Source organism: Streptomyces sp. NBC_00873 (assembly GCF_045207415.1).
Taxonomy (GTDB): domain Bacteria; phylum Actinomycetota; class Actinomycetes; order Streptomycetales; family Streptomycetaceae; genus Streptomyces.
Window position 1 is genome coordinate 4342777 of the sequence record NZ_CP108803.1, and the last position, 20593, is coordinate 4363369.

A 20593-nucleotide genomic window follows, 5' to 3' on the forward strand; every position below is an offset into this window, starting at 1 on the left:
ACCCGACACGCCATGCGCGTCGGCCCTCGGGGCGGGCGTTCGGCCCTGAATTGCAAGGCCGAACGCCCGCCCCGCCCCCGGCGGGATTTCACCCGATCGGTGGGCGGCCGGAGGGCGTGCGATCAGGCGTTGCCGGCCGGGCAGTTGTGGTATCCGGCGCCCAGCCAGCCCCCGTCTCCCGATCGGGCGGGCTGCTGTCCCTCACCGGTCAGGACAGGACCGCCCCATGCCGTATCCCCACATGCCCACCGGGATACGAGCCGTGTCTCGGACGCTCGTGCGCCCCGTCGGCCGGAGCGTGCAGCACACGCTTGGTCCATCCAGGCCCGGCTTATGACGAAGCATCCGCTTTCTTGTTGTTTCACATGATTTCATCTCGTCATGGAGGCGATCAGATGATGGCTGAAGATCGACAGCAGGACACGCACACACAGGTGCCTACGTCGCGGCGGCGCGTGCTGGCCGCAGCGGCGCTGGCACCGATGCTGGCCGGAGTCGGGGCAGGGGCGGCCGCCGCTCGACCCGTGCCGGCCGGAATGACCGGGATGCCCGGGGACCGGAGTCACCGGCGGGTCAAGCCGGTGACCACCACCGAGGCGGACTGGGCGGACGTCGCACACACGCTGGGCCGCAGAGGCAACATGCTGCGGGGAACGACCTACCACACCGCCTTCCCCCGCGGGGATCTCTACGTGGTCTCCGATGGCGTCACCGTCACACCTGCGCTCGCGCTGGGCACGCACGTGGGCTTCGTCCGTTACGCCGACGGCACCACGATGGTGATGGGCGATGTGGTGGTCACCGAGGACGAGCTGCAGCACGTGACGGACGCCTGGCAGGCGAACGGAATCGCACAGACCGCGCTCCACAAGCACCTGCTGGCCCAGACACCCGACATCTGGTGGGCTCACGTCCACGGACACGGCCCCGACGCGGTGGCCCTGGCGCGCGGCCTGCGCGCGGGATTCGACCTCACCGGGACCCCGCCGGCAGTACCGCCCGGCCCGCCGGTCCCCAAGGACCTGGACATCGCCGGCATCGAAGCTGCGCTGGGCGCCAAGGGCTCCAGTGATGGCGTGGTCTACAAGATCGTTTTCGCCCGTCGCGAGACGATCTGCGACGGCCATCTGGTACTGCCTCCCGGTCTGGGATCGACCAGCGCGTTCAACTTCCAGCCGCTGGGTGGCGGCCGGGCCGCGCTCAGCGGCGACTGCGCCATGCTCGCCGAGGAGGTCCAGAACGTACTGGGCGCTCTGCGGCGCGGCGGGATCAAGCTCGTCGAGCTGCACAACCACCACTTGACGGAAAACCCCCGCCTGTTCTTCACCCATTTCTGGGCCGTGGGCGACGCCGTCGAGCTCGCCCGGGGACTGCGCCCCGCGGTGGATGCCACCAACGTCGTGCCGACCGGCTGAGAAAGAGGGGTGGGGAGCGGGTTGCTCCCGGGTACCCGCTCCCGGGCCCCTGGGCATCTTCGGCGCCGACGCGGCACGTTTCGCAGGCGTGTGTACGCGGCGCCGGCATGCCCCGCCCCTGCCACGGGCCAGAACCCTCCGCATCACCGGGACGGTCAATTCCAATGGACCAATTGCCCCGGAGCGGTGCGTGCCCCGGAAGATGATCGGGTACTTATGACCCGTTCATCCCAGTAGGTACCGAACCATCCGTCAGATCCGATATCTGGAGCCCCGTATGGAACCAGCCTCCACGCCGCGGAACTGTCCATTCGACTATGCCGAGGCCCTCGAATTCGATCCGCTGCTCAAGCAACTGCAGAACGACGAACCCGTTGCCCGCATCCAACTGCCCCACGGCGACGGGGAAGCATGGCTCGTCACCGGCTACGACGACGTACGCACGGTGACCACCGACCGGCGATTCAGCCGCAGCGCCATCATCGGCCGGAACTTCCCGCGGATGACCCCTGAACCCATCGTTCAGGACGAGGCGATCAATGTGATGGACCCACCGGCCAGCAGTCGCCTGCGCAGCCTGATCTCCAAGGGTTTCGCGCCGCGCCACATGGAGCGCATGCGGGTCCGTACCCAGCATGTCGTGGATGAGCTGCTGGACCGGATGGAGGAGCACGGTTCTCCCGCCGACCTCTTCGAGCACCTCGCGGCCCCCCTGCCCCTGACCACCATTTGCGAGGTCCTCGACATTCCCGAGGGCGACCACGCTCAACTGCGCGCCCACGCGCGCACCATGATGGACGTCGGCATCGACAACCGGGACAACGCGGTACGCGCCAAGGCCGATCTCCGCGCCTACTTCGCGGAGCTGACGGCGCACCGGCGCGAGAACCCGGGCGACGACCTGATCAGCGCGCTGGCCGCCGCCCGCGACGGGGACGAGCTCCTCAACGATCAAGAACTGACCGTCATGGCCATGGTCCTGCTCATCACCGGCCAGGACACCACCACGTACGAGATCGGGAACATCGCATACACCCTGCTCACGCGTCCCAAGGAGCTGGCCATGCTGCGCGCCCGCCCCGAGATGCTCCCGCAGGCCATCGAGGAACTGCTGCGCTTCATCCCCTTCCGCAAGGGCGTCGGCATTCCCCGCGTCGCCACCGAGGACGTGGTACTGAGCGGGGTGAAGATCCGAGCGGGAGACATCGTGCACGTCTCCTACCTGACGGCCAACCGGGACGGCCGGAAGTTCGACCGGCCTGACGAGCTGGACCTGGAACGCACCGGTCCGTCCCACATGACCTTCGGCTGGGGTGGCCACCACTGTCTCGGCGCCCCGCTCGCCGCCACGGAGCTCGAAGTCGCACTCGGAACCCTCCTGAAACGCTTCCCTGACCTCCGGCTGGCAAAGCCGGCCGGAGAAGTGGCCTGGAACAAGACATCGATCTGGCGTTATCCGCTGGCACTGCCCGTCGCCTGGTGACGTCGCTACCGTTCCTGGGCAGTGAGCAGGAGTGAGTCCCGGCTCACCGGTACGCCCCGAACGGTCTTGGGCGCACTGGTCCTCCGCTTTCGCGTCCCGGTCGGCGACGCATATCCCGTATGCGCTCCGTCCCGGGCGGGCGGAATCCCTACGACCTGGCCATATGGGTGTGGCCAGAGGCGACGGGGAGGCCCCGAACCATCTCGCTGGTGACACGGGGGCCCCGACTGCTGACGCCACACCCGGCGTCCCAGATCGCACCGAGAACGCTACGCACACCCCGCCGGGGGTACCCGCAGCTCGTCACACCGTTCACCCAATCGTGTCCACGTTCACCAAAACGATGTGCTTGCCCAGCAGCTGTGAACCCCAGCAAGACATCAGGCTCTTCGTGCAACCGCGGCACGCGATCAGGGAGGGCGGCCCGCTCCGACCGGCGATCACCGGTCCGCGGGATGGGTGACCGCCGCCCCGCAGCGGTGCGTCTCCCGCCGTGGGGCGGCCCCTCGGCGGGCCGGTCGTGCACGCGCTGGGCAGTGCCGGGCACGGGTGGTCCGCCCGGCCGTGGCCAACGACAAACAAGTGCCGCATCGGCCCTCGAAGGGCGGAAACCCGGAAGATTCCGGGGCTCCCGGACAGCGCGTTCCGTCCGACGTGCGCCCCTCATCCGCCTGCCGTAGCGTGATTTCCAGGGCCGATCAAGGTGCGGCCGAAATTCATCTGCCCACACGGTGAGAATTCGGCGCATTCGTCGATCGGCCCATCCATGCCCATCCGCAGGGGCATGGAATTCGGCGCCGCAGCCAAAAGGTCTGTCCCGCGCCGCTCCACGCACGGTGCCGCAGTGGCTACCGTCGGCCGACACCTGCCCCCACATCCGGTCAGGGCTCGGCCGTGTGGTTCATCGTCCGCTAGGAGGAGATCCATGGCGGTACTCTGCAAGCCCGCAATCGCAGTTCCCGAGTACGTCATCACCAACGACGAAACCCTCGAACTGGCACAACGACTGCACGGCGACCATCCGCAGCTCGGTCTGGTCCTCCGTCTGATCGAACACACCGGGGTCCAGAAACGGCATCTGATCCAGCCGATCGACAAGGTGCTGCAACACCCGGGGTTCGATGCGCGCAGCGAAATCTACGAGGCGCAGACCAAGGCCCGCGTCCCGGCTGTTGTCCGCCAGGCACTGGACCAGGCGGAACTCGAGCCGTCGCAGATCGACTTGATCATCTACGTCTCCTGCACCGGCTTCATGATGCCTCCGCCGACCGCGTGGCTCATCAACAAGATGGGCTTCCGGCCGGAGACACGGCAGATGCCGATCGCCCAACTCGGGTGTGCAGCGGGCGGCGCAGCCGTCAACCGGGCCCACGACTTCTGCACGGCGTACCCCGACCGCAACGTGCTCGTCATCGCTTGCGAGTTCTGCTCGCTGTGCTACCAGCCCACCGACCTGGGTGTGGGGTCCCTGCTGTCCAACGGCTTGTTCGGCGACGGGATCGCCGCCGCCGTGGTCCGGGGCCAGGGCGGCACCGGAGTCCGTCTGGAACGCAACGGGTCGTACATCATCCCGGACACCGAGGAATGGATCTCCTACGCGGTCCGGTCCACGGGCTTCCACTTCCAGCTCGACAAGCGCGTGCCCGGAACCATGGAGCCACTCGCCCCAGCCCTGAGCGCCCTCGCGGAACAGCACCAGTGGAACGCCAGCAAGCTGGACTTCTACATCATCCACGCCGGCGGTCCGCGCATCCTGGACGACCTGAGCCGCTTCCTCGACGTGCCGCCCGAAGCGTTCCGCTTCAGCCGGGCCACGCTCACCGAGTACGGCAACATCGCCAGCGCGGTGGTACTCGACGCCCTGGCCCGCATGTTCGACGAGGCGTCGACCCTCCACGGCCAGCGCGGCATCATGGCCGGCTTCGGGCCGGGCATCACCGCCGAGATCTCCCTGGGAACCTGGACCTCGGAGCCCGAGACAGTGGGCTGAGCCGCACCACAGCACGGTGTGCGCGCCGGGCAACCTGACCGGGAAGCCCGCAACCCCACCAAACCCGGCCCCGGACCTCAAGCGCCCTCCGCAGCTTGAGGACCGGGGCCGGTCCCATGAGGTGCGCGCCCCGGCTCCCGGCCCACGGCAGATCTCGCGCGCAGATACTCAACTGCCGTCGCGCATTCAGCTCACCATCATCGCCGGATGGCTGAACTGCGGCGCCTTCGTCTCGACCATGCCCGGGCCCTTCTTGCGTTCGAGCGGTGCGGTGCTCGGGCGGGTCAACCTGGTCGATGTGGCGGACGGTTCGGCCGAGCTCGGATACCGGATCGCCGAGAAGAGCGCCGGACAAGGACTGGCTACGGCCGCCGTCCGTGAGATCTGCGCCCGTGCCGCCGCGGAGTACGGTCTGACAGCACTGCGGGCCGTCACGACCCTCGACAACGCCGGGTCACGAGCCGTACTGGCCCGGACCGGATTCATACCCACCGGCGAGGTCCGGCTCAGCGGCCGCCCGGACCTTCGATTCGTACGGTATCTGGGGGAGGTCCTTGACGGCTCCGCCCCGTGAGGGACGCGATGACTCAGGACGGTTCTCCCGGTGAGACGCGGCCCAGCAGGTCCTCTTCCCGTCTCCACGCGCACTCCACCCAGAGCAGCTTCCCGCCGTGCCCCGGCAGCCCGCCGCGCAGGGGGTACGCGCCCCAGCTGTCGGCCCACAGGGTGACGAGATGCAGCCCCCGACCGCACTCGGCAAGCGACGCCGGCGCCTTCCCACCGCCCTGGAACGGTGGCGGGATGTCCGGGTTGGTGTCCCAGACGCTGAGCCTGATCCGGTGCCGCCCGGCGTCGCGCAGCCGGAGTGAGTACGGCCCCGAGGAGTACCGGTACGCGTTGGTGACGAGCTCGCTCGCCAACAGCTCGGCGGTGTCGATGAGATCGCCCATGCCGTGCACACGGAGTACGGAGCGGAGGGTGGCTCGGGCGATGCCCGGAGCGCGGGGATCTTGCGGGAGTTGGAGGGTGTACGCCCAGGGCGGCGTTACGGTGGCCAGGACCATGGAAGTCTCCGATCACGGAGGGACGTTGGATCTCGCGCATCTGGTTGCCCGGTGACGAGGCCGCTCCGTCGAGCGGGGTACTTCCGGGCGAGTGGCCTGCATCTCAAGCTAGCGGCTCGCCGCATAAAATATTTGCCTGATCGACAATCGCTTGAGAGAAGCACTCGTGTGAGTGACGGCACCACCCCTGTGTCCGGCAAGGAGAGTTGACGCATGGCGCTCAGAGGCACTCCCAGCGTGCGACGGCTTCGCCTCGGGACCGAGCTGCGCAGGTTGCGGGACCGGGCTGGGCTCACCGCCACTGAAGGCGCGCGCCTGCTCGGCATCAGCCAGGCCCAGCTCAGCAACATCGAGGCGAGCCGTTTCGGCGTCAGTGCGGAGCGGCTGCGTGCCATGGCTCGCAACTATCGCTGCTCGGACGCCACCTATATCGAGGGGCTGCTCGACCTCGCAGGGGAGCGCACGACCGGCTGGTGGGAGACGTTCCGCGAGGTGTTGCCCACCCCTTTGCTGGACATCGCCGAACTGGAGCACCACGCAACCGGGTTGGAATCCGCAAACACGTCGCACATTCCGGGCCTCCTCCAGACCACGGACCATGCCCGCGAGATCTTTCGGCAGGTCGTGCCGGAGTTCTCCCGCTCGGACATCGAGCACCGCGTAAGCCACCGGCTCCAGCGCCAGGCCGTCCTCGACCGCCCGTCTCCCCCTCCGTACCAGGCGGTCATCCACGAGGCAGCGCTCCGCGTACCGGTAGGCGGCACGACCGTCGCCAAGGGCCAACTCCGCCACCTGCTGGAACAGAGCGAGCGTGAGCACATCACGGTCCAGGTGATCCCCTTCTCCATCGGCGCCTATCCCGGATCCGGACAGACAATCCTTTACGTACATGGATCGGCACCGCGCCTCGACACCGTCTCACTGGACCAGTCACACGGTCCCGCCCTGGTGGATGCCGAGTCGGAGTTGGAGGCCTACCGCCTTCTGCTGGCCCGCATGGAAGCGGTAGCACTGACACCGGACAAGTCCCGGGACTTCATCCACAGTCTGGTCACCGACCTGTGAAGGAGCGCAACATGCCCCCGTACCAGTGGCAGAAGTCGTCGTACTGCGGACAGGGCGAGTCCTGCGTACACGTCGCCGCGCACGACAACACGGTCAACGTCACCGAGAGCAGCGACCCCACCGGAGCCATACTCCGCACCACCCCCACCGCCTGGGCCGCCCTTCTCCGAAGCGTCAAGGCCGGAACCACCCATGGCTGAGCAACACATACCCACCGACCTCACCTGGGTCCGCGCCGCTCCTGAGGGGGAGGACGGCCCCGGGCCCTGGATCGAGATCGCCTTCGGTCCGGACGGGCTCGTCCGCCTTCGCGAGACCAGCGACCCGTCCAACATCGTCACGACCACCCGGACGAAATGGGAGGCCTTCACCAAGGGCGTCGTGGCCGGCGAGTTCGACCACTTCGCCGAGCCGGCCGGCGAGGGCCCGATCACCCCGGCGTGACCGCGCGGCTCCTGCCTGTCGGACGGCGAGCCGGCCTGCTCCAAACTGTTCGGCTCGTCCTACCGAAAGGCATTCGCTACGCCACGCCCCCCTCCGCGCATTGAACTTGCTCCTGTCCGGGCAAAACAGAACACATCACCACCATCGGGCTCCGGCAGCAAGGATGGATCCATGAACCGTCTCGCGCGCTTGATCGACACCACGGACGACGTACCGGGCCGGATTCTGCACTGGAACTTCTTCATCGGCGGCCACTTGAGTGCCTCGGTGCCCGTACGCCTCGTCGACCGCACGGACGAGGGCCAGCTGGTATGGATGGAGACAGGCGCACCCATGTGGCGCACGGAGCTCCCGGGAGGCGCACACCTCCGCGACATCGCCCCGGACGACCGACCTGCCACCGGATATCCGGTGGTCCCCGACCGGTGGCCGATGGGCAGCGCCCTCTTCTATCAGCCCACCGACGCCGCGCATTCCGTTCTGTGGCTCTTCGGTCGCAGGGGAAAGTTCCGCGGTTGGTACGTGAATCTGGAGCGCCGCGTCCACCACGGCGACGACATCGACATCGCCGACCATGAGCTCGACATCAACGTCGCACCGGACCGGTCCTGGCAGTGGAAGGACGAGGAGTCCTTCGCCGAGAAGACCGGCCACCCCGTCTACTGGTCGGCCGATGAAGCGGCCGCCATCCGTGCCGAGGGCACCAAGGTCGCGCGGCTGGCCGAGGCCGGAACCTTTCCCTTTGACGGCTCCTGGTGCGACTTCCGGCCACCGAAGACCTGGACGACACTGCCCCGCCCGCCGGGCCCCCGCCGCTCCGTCCTCTGACTGGCCCTCAACCTGCCTGCCCCGATGAGTGCGAGGAGGGACCGAAGGCGGGCTTCGGCCAGGGTGGCGAGATGATAATGATTGCCCAGAGTCACTCTCCGTGATACACAGAGTAACCATATGCATGTGGTCACACACCGATTCGATCCGCAGGTCAGGGCGGTCGGACCGGTCAAACGTGCGAGATCCCATGAAAGAGAGGCGCCAAGTCGTCGTACCGGGGGGCATTCATCAGCGAAGATAGGGAGTGACCCATGCCATGTGGCAAGGGGCAGTGAACTACCCAACAGGGGCGGTGACTTACATGGTCCTGGCAGCTGACACTGATAAGGGCGGTATCAGCACCATCATCAACGGCATCGCTCCCAAGTGGGGGCCGTTCGGAGCCCTGGGCAACGAAGCCAAGGTGATGATCGAGGTCGTCATGGCTGTTGCCATCCTGCTCTGCTTCGGCATCGCCATCTGGGGAGCAGCCAAGCAGCGCATCGGCGCGACGGCGTTGCGCGACACGTTCAGCGCAGAACAGGGCAAGGGTCTGATCGTTGCCGGTCTGACTGGTGTGTTCATCATTGGATCACTGGGAACGCTGTTCACCATCGTCTACGGGATGGCCATCTAACCCTCCGTCAGCCTGCCCGGGGAAGGCTGCCGCTGCCCCCGTTCCCCTTCCACCCCATCCGTCCGTCGTGCCCAACGGCAGAGGTTGCGTCTCCCTGATGTCGAGTCACCACACCGCGCCCGCGCGGGAACCAGCACGGCTACCGTCGTACTACGCGGAATCGCACACGGTTGAGGGGGCCTACGCAGCATGAGTCTCGGCGACGACCACGGCTACGGCAGCGACTCGGGTTCAGGCCGTACGGATGATGGATACAGCACCATCGGCGGAACGCGCCAGACCCGTACACGATTCCCCGACGGCGAGGGCGGCGACGGCTACGACGGATCCCGTCGGCCGGCCCGCAGTTCACGGTCCCTGATCACGGTGGTCGGCGTGGTCGTCCTGCTTATCGCGGCTATCGCGTTCGCGAACATGGGCGGGGGCGGGAACGACGGCGGGGCGCCGGAAGGGAACGGCGGCGACAAGGCGGGCTCCGCGCCCACGGCGGCGACGGGCACGAAGCCGGTGACGGGGAAGAACGGCTCGATCGCGTCGGGGTTCGCGAACGATGAGCAGGGTGCGCAGAGTGCGGCGGCGAACTACTCGGTGGCGCTCGGCTCTGCCGAGATGTTCGAGGCGAACGCTCGCCGCCAGATCGTGAACGCTGTGTACGCGCCTGACGTCGCCGCTGCCCGTCAGGGCGACCTGGACAAGGTGTATTCCGGCGAGGCATTCCTCACCAGCATCGGACTGAACGCTGACGGCACTGCCCCGAGCGGCATGACGTTCATCTCGCGCTCCAACCCTGTCGGCACCAAAGTCGAGAAGTTCGGCGGCAATACCGCAAGCGTCGCCGTTTGGTACTCCGCTCTGTTCGGACTGGCTGGTGAAGGCTCCAAGAACCCTGTGTCCGAGAGCTGGTTCACCAACACCTTCGAATTGGCGTGGATCAACGGGGACTGGAAGGTCACGGATTTCACGCAGAAGGACGGCCCCGTCCCGGTGGGCCGTGACCAGGCTGCCTCCCCCGCCCAGGAGATGGCCGACGCCGTGGAACAGTTCGGAGGGTTCACGTATGCCCGGTAAACGATCTCGCCGTGCCTTCTCGCTGGCAGCAGCGACGTCAAGCCTGCAGGTCGCTGCCGTGCTGCTGGCAAGCCGCGCGTCCGCTGCGCCATCACCCAGTCCGTCGCCCAGTCCGTCGCCGAGCAAGAGCAACAACGCTTGCGATCTGATCCGAGGCCCGGCCAGGAGCTACTGCGAAAACGGCGACGCAGGCAACCCCAAAACCATCTCCCCCGACGACGCCGCCAACGCCCTCGACCCCCTCTCCTCCCTCGCCCGCGGCTGCGCCGACGCCGCGGCCTGGATCGTCGGCAAGCTCAGCGAGGCAGTCAAGGGCACCGCGAACGTCGACTTCACCAACCCCAAGTTCCTCCAGCAGTACGCGGTCATCTTCGCCGCCTCCACCGTCCTCACGCTCGTCCTCTGGCTGCTCGCCGTCGCCAAGCGCGCCATCCGTGGCGTTCCGGTGGCCACCGCGATCTCCGAGGCTGTCGGGTTCCTCTGGCTGACCGTCCTCGCGTCCGCGTTCACGCCGCTCATCCTCTACACGGTCGTCTCGGCGACCGACGGGGTCACGGACGTCATCGCGTCGTCCTCCGGCGGGCAGACCGATGTCTTCTTCGGTTCGTTCGCCGAGGCGCTGAGCAAGGGTTCCGACATCGGCGGCGGGCCAATCATGCTGATCGTCGTCTCGCTCGTGTCGATCCTCGCCGCGGGCGTGCTCTGGCTGGAGCTCGTGATCCGGGCCGCCCTGCTCTACGTCGGCGCGCTGCTCGGCGTCGTCGTCTACTCGGGGCTCGTCGACAAGAACATGTGGGGCCATGTCCGCCGCTGGGCGGGCATCATGATCGCGGTGATCATGGTGAAGCCGGTCATCGTCATCGTGCTCGGGCTGGCCGGCGCGCTCTCCTCCGACGGTGGACCGAACGCGTCCTCCGCCGTCGTCTCCGGGCTCGCCATCATCCTCCTGGCGATCTTCGCCTCGGCGATGATCTACCGCTTCGTCCCCGGCTTCGGCGACGAGATCCAGGGTGCCCGTACCAACCGCAAGCAGGCCACCGACGGCGCCCAGGCCGCAGCCCTGATCAGCTCCCCCGCCGCCCTCGTCTCCCAGGGCATCAAGACCCACAGCAGCCGGAGCGGCGGCGACAACGGCGGACAGGGCGGCGGCAACAGCGGCGGCAGGCCCGCCAACCCGGTCAGCGGAGGTGTGGCCGCGCACAGCTCCCGCAACACCGGCGGGAGCGGGGTCGGCGGCGGATCTGTCCCCTCCGCCGCACCTCCGCCCCGCAGCGGATCGGGACCCACCTCCGGCACCCCCCACAGCAGCCGCACCGGCCGGAGCGGCGGTACAGGCAGTTCAGGTAACAACAGCACAGGAGGTGGAGGGCGTTGACGACCCAGTCCCATCCGGTCGCGCCCCGCCGTACGTATCTCATCGGCCGGGCCCGGCCGAACGCGATCGTCGGCAAGAACCGTGAGACCGGCGAGATCGCGCTGATCATCGTCGGCGCGTTCCTCGGCATGATGAGCGGGCTGATCGTCCCCGTCCTGTCCCTGCGGATCGTGCTGCTCACGGGCTTCCCGCTGCTGGCGCTGGCGATCGTGTACGTCCCGTACAAGCACCGCACCTTCTACAAATGGTTCGAAATCAACCGCAGCTTCAAGCGGTCCGTGCGCCGCGGCGCCACCTACCGTTCCACCGCCATGGAAGCGGGCGTACGGGGCGACGGCCGTGAGGTCGAGATCGGACCGCCCCCGGGCATCGGCCGGATCAACTGGCTCGCCGCCCCCTTCGGCCCGGACGAGATCGCCGTACTGCTGCACGCCGACCGCCGCACCGTCACCGCGGCGATCGAGATCGAGGGTCCCGGTGTCGGACTCCGCGACAGCGAGGATCAGGAGGCGCTGGTCGACCGGTTCGGCACACTGCTGAAGCATGTGGCCAACGGCGACGGCTTCGTGACCCGTATTCAGATGCTGGCCCGCACCCTGCCCGCCGACCCCGACGCGCATGCGAAGGACGTCGCCCAGCGCGGCGACAAGACGGCCCCGGGCTGGCTGCAGGAGTCGTACGACCAGCTCCAGTCGATGGTCTCCACCTCCAGCGAGCAGCACCGCGCCTACCTCGTCGCGTGCATGCACTTCAACCGCGAGCTGGCCGCCGAGGCGAACGTCATGGCCCGCGCCGCCCGTCCCCAGGCAGGCCGCAAGCTCGACCGGGACGCGGGGCTCGCCGTCGTCATGGCGCGCGAACTGACCGACATCTGCGCCCGTCTCGCCGAGGCCGACATCCGGGTGCGCCAGCCGCTCGGCCAGAGCCGGCTCGCCTCCCTCGTGCACTCGATGTACGACCCCGACCACCCCATCGACCACATCCAGGCGATGACGAAGCGCAACGCCTGGCCCGCCGAACTGGACGCGGTCGAGCCGACGTACCTGCAGGCCAAGACCCGCGAGTCGACGACGCGCGCGCCCTGGTGCCACGCCACGGCGTGGGTGAAGGAATGGCCGATGACGCCCGTCGGCGTCAACTTCCTCGCCCCGCTGCTCGTCCACACCCCGGACGTCATCCGTACGGTCGCGGTCTGCATGGACCTCGAACCGACCGAGATCGCCATCGAGCGGATGCTCACGGAGAAGACGAACGACGAGGCCGAGGCGAGCCGTCAGGCCAAGATGAACCGGACCGTCGACCCGCGCGACATCGCCGCCCACGGCAGGCTCGACCAGCGGGGTGAAGATCTCGCGAGCGGCGCGGCCGGAGTGAACCTCGTGGGGTACATCACCGTGTCGTCGCGATCACCCGAGTCCCTCGCCCGTGACAAGCGGACGATCCGGGCCTCGGCCGGCAAGTCGTATCTGAAGCTGGAGTGGTGCGACCGCGAGCACCATCGCGCCTTTGTGAACACCCTGCCGTTCGCCACCGGCATCCGTCGCTAACCGAGAGGGCAGTCACGCCATGCGAGATCCGCTGTCCGCGTTGTCGGATGCCTTCACCTCCTTCCTCTTCGGGAAGGTGGAGACGACCAGACTGCCCGTGCGTACCTCGACCGGCCAGGCCCAGGCGGTGTACCTCCCCACCGCCGCGCCCGGTCTCGGCGACTCCGGCGTGATCATCGGCCGCGAGGTGTACTCCGGCAAGGGGTACATCTACGACCCCTTCCAGCTGTACGGGCAGCAGCTCCCCGCCCCGCACTGGCTGGTGCTCGGCGAGTCGGGCAACGGCAAGTCCGCGCTGGAGAAGACGTACGTGCTCCGCCAGCTCCGCTTCCGCGACCGCCAGGTCGTGGTCCTCGACGCCCAGGGCGAGGACGGCGTCGGCGAGTGGAACCTCATCGCCCAGGAGCTCGGCCTCACCCCCATCCGCCTCGACCCGACCGCAGCCCTGAACGGCGGCATCCGGCTCAACCCGCTGGACCCGTCGATCACCACGACCGGCCAGCTCGCCCTGCTCCGTACGATCATCGAAGTCGCGATGGGCCACGGCCTCGACGAGAGGTCCGGCTTCGCGCTGAAGGTCGCGCACGCCTACGTCAACCAGGCGATCAACGACCGGCAACCCGTACTGACCGACATCGTCGAGCAACTGCGCCACCCGGAACCCGAGTCCGCCGAGGCGATGAACGTCGACATAGACGACGTGCGCGCCTGGGGCCTCGACGTCGCCCTCGTCCTGGACCGGCTCGTCGACGGTGACCTGCGCGGCATGTTCGACGGCCCGACCTCCGCCGGCATCGACCTGGACGCGCCCCTGATCGTCTTCGACCTCTCGCACATCGACCGGAACTCGATCGCGATGCCCATCCTGATGGCGATCGTCGGCGTCTGGCTGGAACACACCTGGATCAGGCCCGACCGGAAGAAGCGCATCTTCCTGGTCGAAGAGGCCTGGCACATCATCAATTCACCGTTCGTCGCCCAGCTCTTCCAACGGCTGCTGAAGTTCGGCCGGCGGCTCGGCCTGTCGTTCGTCGCCGTCGTCCACCACCTCAGCGACGTGGTCGACGGGGCCGCGGCTCGCGAGGCGGCGGCGATCCTCAAGATGGCGTCGACCCGGACGATCTACGCGCAGAAGGCCGACGAGGCCAGAGCGACCGGGCGCGTACTCGGCCTGCCCCGCTGGGCGGTCGAGATCATCCCCACCCTCACCCCCGGCATCGCGGTATGGGACGTCAACGGGAACGTACAGGTCGTCAAACACCTGATCACCGAGGCGGAACGACCACTGGTCTTCACCGACCGTGCGATGACCGAGTCGTCCACGGCCGATCTGCTGCCGGAGGACGTACGGGCCGCGGAACTGGAGACCGAACAGCGCGCGGCACGCATCGAGCACCAACAACGGCTGAACGAGTCGTCCGAGTCAACGGTGGCATGACATGGCAGGGCGTACAGAGCAGCAGACCGGTCCGAGCACCGGCGGCATCCCGGACGGTCTGCTGGTGGGCCTGCTGGGCTTCCTGCTCGGGCTGGCCCTCCTGGCCTGGACGGCCACCGGTCTGTCCGGGCTGTTCGCGCACGGCGCGTGGCCGAAGGGCGTCACCTTCACCGAGACGCCGCTCGCCATGCGCCGGCTCGCGGCGGCCCCGCACGACATGCCGGCAGCCTGGCCCGGCACACCGGCGGACGAGCTCTCCGGGTACGGGCTGTTCTGGGGCCTGTTCATAGGCGAACTCATGGTGCTCATGGTGCTGACAGTGTTCGTGATGGGCGTGGTGGCCCGCTGGCGCGCGGTACGAGCACATCGGCGGGAAGAGCGTCGCAATGAGCGCTTCGAGGAGCGTTACGCGCGACACACGGCGCACCCGAGGCGCGAGGAGCCCGCCGGGGTGGAAGTCTCCGCCCCCGCGCCGCTCCCCGCCCCCGTTCCCGTGGCAACGCCCACGCCCACAGCCACCCCGGCACCGGCCGAATCCGTCGAGGACCTCGCGCCCCCTCTCCTCGCGCCCCCTCTCCTCGCCCCGGCCGTCCCCTCCCCCCGCACACCTCTCGTCGTCTACGGCCCGGCCGCCACCCGCCGGCCCACGGTCGTCCAGGCCATCCGGGAGGCGGACGGACCCGCCCTCGTCGTCACCTCGGACCCCACCGTCTGGGCGGAGACGAAGGACGCCCGCGCCAAACTCGGCCCGGTCCTCGTCTACGACCCCGGCCACCTCTGCGACACCCCGGCCCGCCTCCACTGGTCCCCCACCGCCGGATGCGAACAGCCCGATACGGCAGCCGCCCGCGCCGCCGCGCTCCTCGCCCCGGTCCGGCCGCAGGCCCGTATCGACGCGATGACGGCCGAGACCGCGGAGACCCTGCTCCAGTGCTGGCTGCACGCCGCCGCCATAGACGGTCGCCCGTTCCGCCAGGTCCATCGCTGGGCACTCGGCGGCAACGCCCATGAACCCGTACGCCTGCTCCGCACCCACCCCAAGGCGGCCTCCGGACTCGCCGGCCTGCTGGAGTCCGCGCTCACCGGTCACCCCGAACGCCGGGAGATGGCCCAGGAGCTGACGGTACGGGCGTTCGCCGCACTCTCCTCGGTCCACATCCGCGAGGCCTGTACACCGAACCGGGCCGATTCGCTGGTGCTGGAATCTTTTGCGGGCGAAGGGGGCACGCTCTATGTGGTCGGTGAACCCATCGAGGATCCTCGCTCCGCACCCGGTGCGATGCCCCTGCTCACCGCCCTCGCCTCACACGTGGTCGAGCACGGCCGCCGCATGGCCGCACGGTCAACCGACGGTCGGCTCGACCCACCAATGGCCTTGGTCCTCGACGACGTCGCGGCTGTGGCACCGCTCCCCCAACTCCCTGAACTGCTGTCGACCGGCCAGGACCAGGGCCTGCCCACGCTCGTCCTGCTCCGCTCGAAGGAACAGGCCCGGGCCCGCTGGTCGTCCCCCCTCTGAGCCCCCTCGTCTGCCGGCGACGGCTTGCTTCACCGCTCCGACAGCATCGGAACCCAGTGCGCTGTCACCTGATGCAGACGCTGCCGGTGATCCGCAATCCAGCCGTCCGGAGGGATGAGCGGCACGCGCACGATGACCATGGACCCCTCGTCCTCGACGACTACCTCCGGGCAGTCACGCTCGCCACTGAGCTGGACGGAGAGGGACGGCCCCCTGTCCCACTCCATCCAGGCGGCATCCTCGCCGGCGTCGAGCCTGTTCAGCGCGTCGCCCCAGCTTTCCAGCTTCGAGACGGACAGCACCAAGTCGATACGGCCGGACACGAAGGGCGTCCTGACGACGATCTCGGCAGCGAGTCCGGCAGCCCATCCGGGCTGGCGGCCCAGAACGTTGACAGCGACGCGGTTCCCCTCGTCATCGGCAAGGGAGACAAGCTCACTCGGTGCGACATCGGCCATGGGTGCCCTTTCACTGGCGCGTGCAGAGAGACCGTCTCCCTGTCAGGGATGAATGTCCTTCAGGGAGTCACTCCCGTGGGCATCAGGCGGGCCGGACGATCTCGTACTCCAGCTCCAGCGCCGTCGGATCGTCCGGTACGGCGAGGGTCTGCCCGGTCGGCGCGAAACCGAACCGGCGGTAGAAGGCTGCGGCCCGCGGGTTGTTCTCGTGCACATAGAGGCGTACGCGCCGGATCCGCGGCTCGCCCAGTGACCACGCCCAGTCGACCCCGGCCTGGAACAGCTGCTCGGCAAGCCCGGCTCCGCGCGCCTCGGGTCGTATGAAGACCCCGACCACATGGGCCTGGTGAACCTTGGCGGGCTCACCGAACCGCAGGTCCCCGTCCGGTCGCTCGATGAGCACGCTGATCGTGCCGGCCCAACTCCTGTCGGGTGCCTCGGCGATGAACTGACGTGCCTCGTCGCCACTGGACTCCGCCCCACCGGCCGCGCGCCCCTGCCAGAACTCGTCGGGCTGAGCCACGCCCTGCTCGTACGTCTCCAGGAACGCCACCGGAGCCGCGGGATCCTGCAGGGCGGCAAGCCGTATGTCCTTGACCAGCGCCCATTCCTCGGCGCGTACAGGGCGAATCACATAGTCCATACACCGATCCTCTCCGACCGCTCCGCCTCGAGCAATCGAATTCGGCCCGTGAACGCAGAAAAGCCCCGCACCAGAGGTGCGGGGCTTTCCCGGAATAATTGTTCGGCGGCGTCCTACTCTCCCACAGGGTCCCCCCTGCAGTACCATCGGCGCTGAAAGGCTTAGCTTCCGGGTTCGGAATGTAACCGGGCGTTTCCCTAACGCAATGACCACCGAAACACTATGAAATTAACCAACACCGGGCAACAACACGGCCGTTCGTTATTTCAGAACTAACACAGTGGACGCGAGCAACTGAGGACAAGCCCTCGGCCTATTAGTACCAGTCAGCTCCACCCGTTACCAGGCTTCCACATCTGGCCTATCAACCCAGTCGTCTACTGGGAGCCTTAACCCCTCAAAGGGGGTGGGAATACTCATCTCGAAGCAGGCTTCCCGCTTAGATGCTTTCAGCGGTTATCCTTTCCGAACGTAGCCAACCAGCCATGCCCTTGGCAGGACAACTGGCACACCAGAGGTTCGTCCGTCCCGGTCCTCTCGTACTAGGGACAGCCCTTCTCAATATTCCTACGCGCGCAGCGGATAGGGACCGAACTGTCTCACGACGTTCTAAACCCAGCTCGCGTACCGCTTTAATGGGCGAACAGCCCAACCCTTGGGACCGACTCCAGCCCCAGGATGCGACGAGCCGACATCGAGGTGCCAAACCATCCCGTCGATATGGACTCTTGGGGAAGATCAGCCTGTTATCCCCGGGGTACCTTTTATCCGTTGAGCGACAGCGCTTCCACAAGCCACTGCCGGATCACTAGTCCCGACTTTCGTCCCTGCTCGACCCGTCGGTCTCACAGTCAAGCTCCCTTGTGCACTTACACTCAACACCTGATTGCCAACCAGGCTGAGGGAACCTTTGGGCGCCTCCGTTACTCTTTAGGAGGCAACCGCCCCAGTTAAACTACCCATCAGACACTGTCCCTGATCCGGATCACGGACCCAGGTTAGACATCCAGCACGACCAGAGTGGTATTTCAACGGCGACTCCACAACCACTGGCGTGGCTGCTTCAAAGTCTCCCACCTATCCTACACAAGCCGAACCGAACACCAATATCAAACTGTAGTAAAGGTCCCGGGGTCTTTCCGTCCTGCTGCGCGAAACGAGCATCTTTACTCGTAGTGCAATTTCACCGGGCCTATGGTTGAGACAGTCGAGAAGTCGTTACGCCATTCGTGCAGGTCGGAACTTACCCGACAAGGAATTTCGCTACCTTAGGATGGTTATAGTTACCACCGCCGTTTACTGGCGCTTAAGTTCTCAGCTTCGCCGACCCGAAAGTCAGCTAACCGGTCCCCTTAACGTTCCAGCACCGGGCAGGCGTCAGTCCGTATACATCGCCTTACGGCTTCGCACGGACCTGTGTTTTTAGTAAACAGTCGCTTCTCGCTGGTCTCTGCGGCCACCCCCAGCTCATGGAGTAAATCCAATCACCAGTGATGGCCCCCCTTCTCCCGAAGTTACGGGGGCATTTTGCCGAGTTCCTTAACCATAGTTCACCCGAACGCCTCGGTATTCTCTACCTGACCACCTGAGTCGGTTTAGGGTACGGGCCGCCATGAAACTCGCTAGAGGCTTTTCTCGACAGCATAGGATCATCCACTTCGCCACAATCGGCTCGGCATCAGGTCTCAGACTCATGTGTGACGGATTTGCCTACCACACGCCCTACACCCTTACCCCGGGACTACCACCGCCCGGGCTGGACTACCTTCCTGCGTCACCCCATCGCTTACCTAGTACAAGTCTGGTTCGTCGGCTCCACCACTACCCTCAACTCCGAAGAGATCGGGCCGGCTTCACGGACTTAGCATCGCCTGATTCAGTATTGGGCGTTTCAAAGCGGGTACCGGAATATCAACCGGTTGTCCATCGACTACGCCTGTCGGCCTCGCCTTAGGTCCCGACTTACCCTGGGCAGATCAGCTTGACCCAGGAACCCTTAGTCAATCGGCGCACACGTTTCTCACGTGTGTATCGCTACTCATGCCTGCATTCTCACTCGTGAACCGTCCACAACTCGCTTCCGCGGCTGCTTCACCCGGCACACGACGCTCCCCTACCCATCCCAGCAGGCGTTGGCCCTATACGCTGGAATGACACGACTTCGGCGGTACGCTTGAGCCCCGCTACATTGTCGGCGCGGAATCACTTGACCAGTGAGCTATTACGCACTCTTTCAAGGGTGGCTGCTTCTAAGCCAACCTCCTGGTTGTCTCTGCGACTCCACATCCTTTCCCACTTAGCGTACGCTTAGGGGCCTTAGTCGATGCTCTGGGCTGTTTCCCTCTCGACCATGGAGCTTATCCCCCACAGTCTCACTGCCGTGCTCTCACTTACCGGCATTCGGAGTTTGGCTAAGGTCAGTAACCCGGTAGGGCCCATCGCCTATCCAGTGCTCTACCTCCGGCAAGAAACACACGACGCTGCACCTAAATGCATTTCGGGGAGAACCAGCTATCACGGAGTTTGATTGGCCTTTCACCCCTAACCACAGGTCATCCCCCAGGTTTTCAACCCTGGTGGGTTCGGTCCTCCACGAAGTCTTACCTCCGCTTCAACCTGCCCATGGCTAGATCACTCCGCTTCGGGTCTTGAGCGTGCTACTAAAACGCCCTATTCGGACTCGCTTTCGCTACGGCTTCCCCACACGGGTTAACCTCGCAACACACCGCAAACTCGCAGGCTCATTCTTCAAAAGGCACGCAGTCACGACATGCAAGCAAGCTTGCATGCGACGCTCCCACGGCTTGTAGGCACACGGTTTCAGGTACTATTTCACTCCGCTCCCGCGGTACTTTTCACCATTCCCTCACGGTACTATCCGCTATCGGTCACCAGGGAATATTTAGGCTTAGCGGGTGGTCCCGCCAGATTCACACGGGATTTCTCGGGCCCCGTGCTACTTGGGTGTCTCTTAAACGAGCCGTCAATGTTTCAGCTACGGGGGTCTTACCCTCTACGCCGGACCTTTCGCATGTCCTTCGCCTACATCAACGGTTTCTGACTCGTCTCACGGCCGGCAGACCGTGAAAAAGAGATCCCACAACCCCGCATGCGCAACCCCTGCCGGGTATCACACGCATACGGTTTGGCCTCATCCAGTTTCGCTCGCCACTACTCCCGGAATCACGGTTGTTTTCTCTTCCTGAGGGTACTGAGATGTTTCACTTCCCCTCGTTCCCTCCACACTGCCTATGTGTTCAGCAGCGGGTGACAGCCCATGACGACTGCCGGGTTTCCCCATTCGGACACCCCCGGATCAAAGCTCGGTTGACAGCTCCCCGGGGCCTATCGTGGCCTCCCACGTCCTTCATCGGTTCCTGGTGCCAAGGCATCCACCGTGCGCCCTTAAAAACTTGGCCACAGATGCTCGCGTCCACTGTGCAGTTCTCAAACAACGACCAGCCACCCATCACCCCACCCTTATCAGGTGAGTTCACTGGGGCCGACAACTGAAGGCGACCATGACGGCCGTACCCTCAGATACCCAACAACGTGCCCGACACGACCCCTCACGATTCACGTTCCACGCCGAAGCAGTACTAATGATCCTGAAGAACCGTGCCGAATAGTCAACGTT

At 66.3% G+C, this 20593-nt stretch carries 16 protein-coding genes, 2 rRNA genes and 1 pseudogene; 14 read left to right on the forward strand and 5 right to left on the reverse strand.

Annotation, left to right across the window (positions count from 1 at the left end; translation table 11 throughout):
* Nucleotides 1-398 precede the first annotated feature (398 nt).
* The 4 genes and pseudogenes from OH809_RS19895 to OH809_RS19910 all read left to right on the forward strand — a co-directional run.
* Nucleotides 399-1415, forward strand: a complete 1017-nt coding sequence (locus OH809_RS19895) for a DUF1259 domain-containing protein (protein WP_406515415.1) — start codon at nt 399-401, stop codon at nt 1413-1415.
* A gap of 277 nt (nt 1416-1692) precedes the next feature.
* Nucleotides 1693-2898 (forward strand): cytochrome P450, encoded by a 1206-nt coding sequence (locus OH809_RS19900; RefSeq protein ID WP_406421144.1) that lies wholly within the window; start codon nt 1693-1695, stop codon nt 2896-2898.
* A 925-nt stretch (nt 2899-3823) separates the two neighbouring features.
* Complete coding sequence (locus tag OH809_RS19905; RefSeq protein ID WP_406515416.1) at nt 3824-4888, forward strand: type III polyketide synthase; 1065 nt, start codon at nt 3824-3826, stop codon at nt 4886-4888.
* A 259-nt stretch (nt 4889-5147) separates the two neighbouring features.
* Nucleotides 5148-5462: pseudogene (locus OH809_RS19910) on the forward strand (GNAT family N-acetyltransferase); the annotation flags it as partial.
* A 13-nt stretch (nt 5463-5475) separates the two neighbouring features.
* Here OH809_RS19910 and OH809_RS19915 read toward each other — a convergent pair.
* Nucleotides 5476-5952: an ATP-binding protein gene (locus OH809_RS19915; RefSeq protein ID WP_406421142.1), complete on the reverse strand. Its 477-nt coding sequence runs from the start codon at nt 5950-5952 to the stop codon at nt 5476-5478.
* A 213-nt stretch (nt 5953-6165) separates the two neighbouring features.
* Here OH809_RS19915 and OH809_RS19920 point away from each other — a divergent pair, with 213 nt between their 5' ends.
* The 10 genes from OH809_RS19920 (at nt 6166) to OH809_RS19965 (ending at nt 15855) form a co-directional block, all read left to right on the forward strand.
* Complete coding sequence (locus OH809_RS19920) at nt 6166-7017, forward strand: helix-turn-helix domain-containing protein (protein ID WP_406515417.1); 852 nt, start codon at nt 6166-6168, stop codon at nt 7015-7017.
* An 11-nt stretch (nt 7018-7028) separates the two neighbouring features.
* Nucleotides 7029-7217 carry a DUF397 domain-containing protein gene (locus OH809_RS19925; RefSeq protein WP_406515418.1) on the forward strand — a complete coding sequence of 63 codons (189 nt, stop codon included), beginning with the start codon at nt 7029-7031 and terminating at the stop codon, nt 7215-7217.
* On the forward strand, nt 7210-7461 hold the full coding sequence (locus OH809_RS19930; RefSeq protein WP_406421139.1) for a DUF397 domain-containing protein: 252 nt from the start codon (nt 7210-7212) through the stop codon (nt 7459-7461). Before OH809_RS19925 ends, OH809_RS19930 begins: the two co-directional genes overlap by 8 nt.
* A 171-nt stretch (nt 7462-7632) precedes the next feature.
* A complete protein-coding gene (locus OH809_RS19935) occupies nt 7633-8289 on the forward strand; it encodes a DUF402 domain-containing protein (protein WP_406515419.1) in 657 nt (218 codons plus the stop codon).
* A 304-nt stretch (nt 8290-8593) separates the two neighbouring features.
* Entirely contained in the window at nt 8594-8908 is a 315-nt protein-coding gene (locus OH809_RS19940) for a hypothetical protein (protein ID WP_037695745.1), read from the forward strand.
* Between the two features lie 189 nt (nt 8909-9097).
* Complete coding sequence (locus tag OH809_RS19945; RefSeq protein ID WP_406421137.1) at nt 9098-9976, forward strand: hypothetical protein; 879 nt, start codon at nt 9098-9100, stop codon at nt 9974-9976.
* Nucleotides 9966-11351, forward strand: a complete 1386-nt coding sequence (locus tag OH809_RS19950; protein ID WP_406421136.1) for a hypothetical protein — start codon at nt 9966-9968, stop codon at nt 11349-11351. Before OH809_RS19945 ends, OH809_RS19950 begins: the two co-directional genes overlap by 11 nt.
* A complete protein-coding gene (locus OH809_RS19955) occupies nt 11348-12898 on the forward strand; it encodes an SCO6880 family protein (RefSeq protein WP_406421135.1) in 1551 nt (516 codons plus the stop codon). Before OH809_RS19950 ends, OH809_RS19955 begins: the two co-directional genes overlap by 4 nt.
* A 19-nt stretch (nt 12899-12917) precedes the next feature.
* A complete protein-coding gene (locus OH809_RS19960; protein ID WP_406421134.1) occupies nt 12918-14336 on the forward strand; it encodes an ATP-binding protein in 1419 nt (472 codons plus the stop codon).
* A 1-nt stretch (nt 14337) separates the two neighbouring features.
* A complete protein-coding gene (locus tag OH809_RS19965; protein ID WP_406515420.1) occupies nt 14338-15855 on the forward strand; it encodes a type IV secretory system conjugative DNA transfer family protein in 1518 nt (505 codons plus the stop codon).
* A 29-nt stretch (nt 15856-15884) separates the two neighbouring features.
* Here the strand turns inward: OH809_RS19965 and OH809_RS19970 are convergent, their stop codons facing one another.
* The 4 genes from OH809_RS19970 to OH809_RS19985 form a co-directional block, all read right to left on the reverse strand.
* The gene (locus OH809_RS19970) at nt 15885-16313 is read right to left on the reverse strand and encodes a DUF5959 family protein (protein ID WP_406421132.1); all 429 of its coding nucleotides are present in this window, start codon (nt 16311-16313) and stop codon (nt 15885-15887) included.
* Nucleotides 16314-16395: 82 nt separating this feature from the next.
* The gene (locus OH809_RS19975; protein ID WP_406421131.1) at nt 16396-16956 is read right to left on the reverse strand and encodes a GNAT family N-acetyltransferase; all 561 of its coding nucleotides are present in this window, start codon (nt 16954-16956) and stop codon (nt 16396-16398) included.
* Between the two features lie 100 nt (nt 16957-17056).
* Nucleotides 17057-17173 (reverse strand): 5S ribosomal RNA (gene rrf, locus OH809_RS19980).
* A gap of 79 nt (nt 17174-17252) precedes the next feature.
* Nucleotides 17253-20375 (reverse strand): 23S ribosomal RNA (locus OH809_RS19985).
* Between the last annotated feature and the right edge of the window lie 218 nt (nt 20376-20593).